This is a genomic window from Kamptonema sp. PCC 6506 (assembly GCF_000180455.1).
GTDB lineage: Bacteria > Cyanobacteriota > Cyanobacteriia > Cyanobacteriales > Microcoleaceae > Kamptonema > Kamptonema formosum.
In genome coordinates, this window is record NZ_CACA01000073.1 from 1 (window position 1) to 6,597 (window position 6,597).

At 44.8% G+C, this 6,597-nt stretch carries 6 protein-coding genes; 1 reads left to right on the plus strand and 5 read right to left on the minus strand.

Going from position 1 to position 6,597, the window contains the following annotated elements; all coding sequences use genetic code 11:
* The first annotated feature begins 108 nt into the window (after positions 1-108).
* Positions 109-1,875, plus strand: coding sequence for an ArnT family glycosyltransferase (locus OSCI_RS03600; RefSeq protein ID WP_007353493.1), 1,767 nt, complete (start codon positions 109-111; stop codon positions 1,873-1,875).
* 23 nt (positions 1,876-1,898) lie between these two features.
* Here the strand turns inward: OSCI_RS03600 and OSCI_RS03605 are convergent, their stop codons facing one another.
* From OSCI_RS03605 to OSCI_RS03620, 5 genes are all read right to left on the minus strand, one after another.
* Positions 1,899-2,090 carry a hypothetical protein gene (locus OSCI_RS03605; RefSeq protein ID WP_007353494.1) on the minus strand — a complete coding sequence of 64 codons (192 nt, stop codon included), beginning with the start codon at positions 2,088-2,090 and terminating at the stop codon, positions 1,899-1,901.
* Between the two features lie 78 nt (positions 2,091-2,168).
* Positions 2,169-2,567 (minus strand): hypothetical protein, encoded by a 399-nt coding sequence (locus OSCI_RS29545; protein ID WP_148288927.1) that lies wholly within the window; start codon positions 2,565-2,567, stop codon positions 2,169-2,171.
* 131 nt (positions 2,568-2,698) lie between these two features.
* Entirely contained in the window at positions 2,699-3,505 is an 807-nt protein-coding gene (gene surE / locus OSCI_RS03610; protein WP_007353496.1) for a 5'/3'-nucleotidase SurE, read from the minus strand.
* Between the two features lie 271 nt (positions 3,506-3,776).
* Positions 3,777-4,577 carry a class I SAM-dependent methyltransferase gene (locus tag OSCI_RS03615; protein WP_007353497.1) on the minus strand — a complete coding sequence of 267 codons (801 nt, stop codon included), beginning with the start codon at positions 4,575-4,577 and terminating at the stop codon, positions 3,777-3,779.
* Between the two features lie 304 nt (positions 4,578-4,881).
* Positions 4,882-6,537 carry a 2-isopropylmalate synthase gene (locus OSCI_RS03620; RefSeq protein ID WP_007353498.1) on the minus strand — a complete coding sequence of 552 codons (1,656 nt, stop codon included), beginning with the start codon at positions 6,535-6,537 and terminating at the stop codon, positions 4,882-4,884.
* Positions 6,538-6,597 lie beyond the last annotated feature (60 nt).

The window sequence follows — 6,597 nt, forward strand, 5'->3', positions numbered from 1 at the left end:
GGGGGTTTTATAATAATTTTAACAGCTTAGTGTTAATGTTTTTACAGTTTTGCGAAGAATAGTGCAAGATGTCAGTATCTACTACATCCGCCTACCCTAATTTTACTTATGTCTGGTCAAATCTTTCGTCGGCGTACTGACAAGTTCAAAACTCTCGTAAGTGGCAATTGGATCGATCTGTTTTGGGCGGTAGGGTTGCTGGCGGCGGCTGTACTCATATTCTCAATAAATCTCGGCGGTTTGCCTTTGCGAGATTGGGATGAAGGTATTGCGGGACAGGTGGCCCGCGAGATGTGGCGTGGGGACTTAAATTGGCTGTATCCGACGGTAGGGGGTACGCCGTATCTGAATAAGCCGCCATTGGTACATTGGCTAATAGCGCTGTGCTTTGGTGTTGGCGGGGTGAATGAATGGATGGCTAGGCTGGCACCAGCGATGCTGTCAGCAAGTTCTGTACCCTTGCTTTATGCTATTGGGCGGGAGTTGTTTCAGCAAAGGCTGAGTGCGATTTTTTCGGCTTTGGTGTGCCTGACGCTGCTACCAGTGGTGCGTCATGGGCGTTTGGCGATGTTGGATGGGGCGGTATTGTGTTTTTTGCTGATTATGGTGTTGTGCGTGTTGCGATCGCGCCGCAATTTACGCTACGCTCTAGGCGCTGGCATTAGTTTTGGTTTGATTTGCCTGACTAAGGGCGTGTTGTTAGGATTGTTGTTAGGCGCGATCGCGTTTTTCTTCTTGCTATGGGATACCCCCCGACTCATCACTTCTCGGTATCTCTGGACTGGTTTCGCGATCGGCATCTTCCCGGTAATAGCTTGGTATACTGCCCAATGGCTACACTACGGCCCACAATTTCTCAGTGCTAATTTGTTAGACCAATCTCTGCGGCGAGTTTGGGAACCTGTAGGAAATCATAAAGGGCCGCCTTGGTATTATTTGTTAGAAATTTTAGAGTCAGCTTGGCCTTGGCAGTTATTTTGGTTATTAGGATTGCGGCAAGCTTTAGAAAATCGTAATTTTGCTTGGGGAAAATTAGTATTAGTTTGGACTGGAATTTATTTGGCAGCAATTTCAGCCATGAGCACTAAACTCCCCTGGTATGTTTTACCAATCTATCCAGCTTTTGCCTTAGTAGTCGGTCACTATCTAGCTGAAGTTTGGCAAGTTAATGATATCAGGAAGGAAGAAGGAAAAGAGGGAGAAGATGAGGGGCAAAAGAGCAGAGGGGCAGAGGGTAAATTTCCGTCTTCTATCTCCCCCGCTCCCCCGCTCCCCCGCTCCCCTGCTCCCCTGCTCCCCCGCTCCCCCTCCCCCCCTCTCCCCTTCACTCTCTGGCCCATTTTTGCACTCCTATCTGCTGTTGCAGCGGCGGGTTGCCTATACTTTAGCGGTTTGGTGAAATTAGGAGAAACTTTTGCACCTGTTGAGCGAGATTTGCAGCTAGTGCTAATAGCTTTCGGCTTGACTATGGCGATTGTAGCTATGCTTTTACGGCAGCAAGATAGGCAATTTATCTTAATTTTATTTTGGGGAACTTACGTCTCGCTGCTGTTATTGGTGATGTCTAATAACTGGGTTTGGGAATTAGCAGAGGATTATCCTGTTAAGCCAGTAGCCGAAATTGTTCGCCAAGGTACAACTGCCGGTCAGGAAGTTTTAACCTCTCACCGCTATCCTCGACCTTCCCTAGATTTTTATAGCGATCGCCGTGTTATTCCTGCTAAAGTTGAGGAACTAAAACGCGAGTGGCAAACTTCTCCTCAACCTTATTTTCTACTCCATCGCTCCGTCTTAAAAAAGTTAGCTTTAGAAAATGTAAAGGTCGTAAAAACTGCGGGAAACTGGGTTCTAGTTACGCGAATAGTTAACAGTTAACTGTTAACTGGTAATTAAAAGCACTATCTACCCAATTTAAAACTACCAGCATTACACACGGCTGTAACGCCGCCAACAGGCGCAGTTTCTTGACCGCGCCTGTTGGCGGCGTGACGGATACTTTTGTTAGCAGAGGAACCAGAAACCGGGTTTTTTGACGAAAATACTTCGTTGTAGCCAGCAGATTCTGTAAAAAAACTGGTTTCTTTGGTCACAAGTTTCTTTGGTTACAACGAACAACTAACAACTAACAACTAACCAATTTATTACTTGTAAAAATTCTGTGTAAAATATTAGGGCGAAGGAGCATTTGATTCCCCAGTACCGTTTACCCACTCCCATAAGTCTTGAAAAGGTTTTTGTTGCTGGTTTGAGGGGTCAGCCGCCGCGATCGTAAAGCCAAAAAACACCACGCTACCGAGAATAGCCAACAGCGGCAAATGTTTGGCGAGCCCAAAGTCCCGCTGCATACGCGCGAAGGGCCTACTCTGCCGTCTGAGCATCCTTCCTACCTTGAGCTGCTTAATAGTGAAGGGGTCGCGAACGTAATGGCCACTCCAACTAATTACTAAATGCGAATGGCAGTGGGGACAAGTGAACAAACCGCTAAACATCCCAACGGGGCCTATGACGCTGGAATGATTGCAAATCGGGCAGGTGACGGAATGAGTATTATATGTGGGAGCGTTCATAACTGTTCTAGTTGTAGTTTGCGAGACCAACGACCAATTTCGACTCTGTGTTAACGCCTACGGCATAGCTCGGAGGAGGCACATATCCTTACTTCTTAGTCTACCGCTCCTATCAGCTCAATTGCCGCTTCTCAGTTTCCAAAACTTTCAAATTTCCACTCTGGCAGGTGATGTAGCGCTGCGGCATAAGTCAGGTTGTATTGTAGTGGGGTGAGGGTGATGTAATTTTGGCGAATTGCTTGTACATCAGTTGGTATATCATGGGGAAGAGGTGGGTCTGTGGTTTCTTCAACTTCTTCTAATAACTCTCCTGCAAGCCAATAATAACTTTTGCCTCGCGGATCTACTCGTTTTTGAAATATATCGAAATAACGGCGGATGCCTTGACGCGCGATCGCAACTCCGGCAATTTCTGCCTGCGGGACGGCAGGGATGTTAACGTTCAATAACATTGGCTCTGCCATTGGCTTTTCAATCAAGTTCGCTACTAAATTTTGAGCAAAGTTTACTCCTGCTTGAAAATCCCGCGAAGTGTAACTGGCAAGACTAAAGGCAATGCTGGGAATGCCTTCGATGATGCCTTCCATTGCAGCGGAAACTGTACCAGAGTAGAGGATGTCTGTTCCTAAGTTGGGGCCGTGATTGATGCCGGAAAGTACAAAGTCTGGCCGTTTTTCAAGTAATGCCCACAAAGCTAGTTTAATGCAATCGGCAGGTGTACCGGAACAAGCCCAAGCTTTCACTTTTGGGTCAAAGATGGAATCGACTATTTCGGCCCGGATTGGTTGGTGAAGGGTGAGGCCGTGTCCGGTGGCGGAACGTTCTCGGTCAGGACAAACTACGCTAACATCGTGACCTGCGGCGGCGAGGGTGTTGGCAAGACTACGAATGCCTTGAGCGAAGATGCCATCGTCGTTGCTAATTAATAGTTTTACCATCAAGTTTTGTAGTTATATAACTATTTTAGTTTACGCGATCGCTCTGTATTTCTTACTCTCAATTCTGAGAGTTTTTATGTTTTTGATTTGCTTGCTCAACTCTCTGCGCGATCGCTTCCTTTCCTATGAAGAAGGGGCTAGGGGCTAGGGACTAGGGACTAGGGAAAGAGGGGGAGCAATTACCAATTACCAATTACCAATTACCAATTAGCAATTGCCAATTACCAATTATCATTAAACTTAAAATCTTTATAGTGTATATCTGCAATTTTTATTTCCTCGCAACTACCGCCAAATTCCAAGCAAATCGCTTCATTCCTGGCAATTTTTTCAAAAGGTTATCTAAGTTTTCTAACCGCCGATATTCTGGCTCTAATCTTGCTTGTTCGATAATAATTTTCTTCCAATAGCGCTCTTTATTCGGATGCACTCTTTCTATCAAATAAAAGCGTAAAAAAATCCAAAGCGTAGCCAGCCAAAAAGTATCATAAGCCACATCTGAATACAGAGAATTGACAAATTTAACAATGTTAATATCCAAAGGAGTCTCATCTTCAGTCCGCACTTTCGTCGCCATCCGCCGATAAACATTAATTATAGGATTGTGCTTCAGCGGTTCCCAAAAACAAGCTTTTCCACCTGGTTTAAGCACTCGGTGCATTTCTCGAATTGCTATTTTAGGTTCTGGCAAATGGTGTAACAAATTCGAGGCGTAGACAATATCAAAAGTATTATCGGGAAACTCTAATTCCATCGCATTTGCAGTGCAACCTTCAATTTTCACGCCGTTTTTCTCTGCTAATTGCAGAGCAACTTCTACCATTCCGGGTGAATAGTCAGTTGCTACGCATAGCGCACCTTTTTTAGCGAAATAAACGCTATTTTCACCTGCGCCACAGCCCAAATCTAAGAGTTTTTTGCCTGTAATATCGCCTAATTGTTTGAGAATAAATCGATTTTCGGGGGCTGTACAGGCTTCAAAATAATCTTTGACTCGAATGCCGTCAACATCTATTGTAGATGCCCAAGCATCGTGGAATTGTCGCTCTTTTTCTAGTGTTTTATCTTGCATCTTAATGAGTACCTAAAGCATTAACATCACCCCAGAGAGTCGCCACTTCAAAGGTCAATTCTTCTTGTAAGCTTTTTATAAATTGACCCAATTAAAGCTAGGGTGGGCGCAAGCCGCAAGTTTGTAACTCATAGCTAAATCCAATTAAAAATTAAAAGTTAAAAATTTAATTAATTTCCTTTTTAATTTTTAATTTTTAACTTTTAATTTTTGAGAAAGCCGATCGCCCACCTTACAAGTTATTAAGCCTATTCGGATCGAAAACAAAACGCATCTTATTTTTCATCAGAATCGGCTGTAAGATTTACGGAGTCATCTCTCTAACTTGTGCCTTTTCACCGATATCATCCATTAGCCGCATGAGATTCTGGTTGGAAGTCTCAAACCCTGGATTTAATGAAGCATAAAGACGATTCAACGCACTGACATAAGCTTGTGCTGAGGCGACAATAATATCAGTATTAGCAGCATGACCGGAAAATACTTTACCTTCATGTCGCAACCGAATTGTAACTTCTCCGATCGCATCAATTCCCGCCGTCACCGACTGCACAGAAAACTCAATTAACTCATTCGGTACGTTTACCACGCGGTTAATTGCCCTGTACACGGCATCCACTGGGCCTGTGCCGATCGCAGCATCCGTCAATTCCTCGCCTGTTGGTGTCCTTAGCGTCACCGTCGCCGTTGGCCTGGCGCGATCGCCACAGGAAACCTGTACCAATTCTACCCGGAAAAGCTCTGGCGGTTGGTGGATTTCGTCGTTCGCGATCGCCTCCAAATCCCAATCAGTAATTTCTTTCTTCTTGTCTGCCAAATCTTTAAATTTGACAAATGCCTTATTCAACTCATCATCTGACAGTTCAAAACCCAATTCTTTTAACCGACTTTGGAAAGCATGGCGACCAGAAAGTTTACCCAGAACGATTTGATTATCAGTCAAACCGATTGAGGTAGCATCCATAATTTCATAAGTCAGCTTATTCTTCAAAACCCCGTCTTGATGAATTCCCGACTCGTGGGCAAAAGCATTCGCCCCTACAATTGCCTTATTTGGCTGCACCAACATCCCCGTTAAAGTCGAAACCAAACGCGAAGTCTTATAAATTTGGCGGGTGTCAATATTCGTCAGGGATTCCTCAGAATCTACTGGTCGTCCCAAGAAAGGATTAAAATATTGGCGACGGACGTGCAACGCCATTACTAACTCTTCTAAAGCTGCATTTCCCGCCCGTTCGCCAATACCATTAATCGTGCATTCTAACTGCCGGGCCCCATTTTTCACCGCTTCCAAGAAGTTAGCAACTGCCAAGCCTAGATCGTTGTGACCGTGAACGGAAATAATCGCTTGGTCGATGTTAGGAACGTTTTCTTTGATGCCGCGAATTAAAGCCCCAAATTCAGCGGGAGTAGTGTAGCCAACCGTATCAGGGATATTAACAGTTGTCGCCCCAGCCGCGATCGCTCTTTCCAGCACTTGATATAAGAACTCTGGATCGGAACGACCCGCATCTTCTGGGGAAAATTCCACATCTTCTACAAAAGATTTAGCATGAGCCACCATCTCTGGTACAATTGCCAAAACCTCTGCTCTCGTCTTCTTCAACTTATATTCCAAGTGAATATCAGACGTTGCTAAAAAGGTATGAATCCGACGATTAGCTGCTGGTTCTAGAGCCTTAGCCGCTGCTTCAATATCATTTTTACTAGCTCTGGCCAAACCGCAAATCGTCGGGCCACCTTCTACCCCAACCGTCTGAGCGATTTTTTGTACGGCCTCAAAATCTCCCGGACTAGCATAGGGAAAACCTGCTTCAATTACATCCACACCCAATCTCGCTAACTGGCGTGCGATCGTCAGCTTTTCATCCACATTTAAGGCAGCCCCAGGCGACTGTTCCCCATCCCGTAAGGTCGTATCAAAAATAATAATCCGGTCTTGTTTTGATTGATTTTTCATGGTATTAGAACTGATGTCCTCCTGAGTTAAGTTGTGATTGAAACTTTGTTCCAGATAAAG

Coding starts and splice junctions, on each gene's coding strand:
- OSCI_RS03600 (WP_007353493.1), top strand. CDS start 109: ATGTCTGGTCAAATCTTTCGTCGGCGTACTGACAAGTTCAAAACTCTC.
- OSCI_RS29545 (WP_148288927.1), bottom strand. CDS start 2,567: ATGAACGCTCCCACATATAATACTCATTCCGTCACCTGCCCGATTTGC.
- surE (WP_007353496.1), bottom strand. CDS start 3,505: ATGGTAAAACTATTAATTAGCAACGACGATGGCATCTTCGCTCAAGGC.
- OSCI_RS03615 (WP_007353497.1), bottom strand. CDS start 4,577: ATGCAAGATAAAACACTAGAAAAAGAGCGACAATTCCACGATGCTTGG.
- OSCI_RS03620 (WP_007353498.1), bottom strand. CDS start 6,537: ATGAAAAATCAATCAAAACAAGACCGGATTATTATTTTTGATACGACC.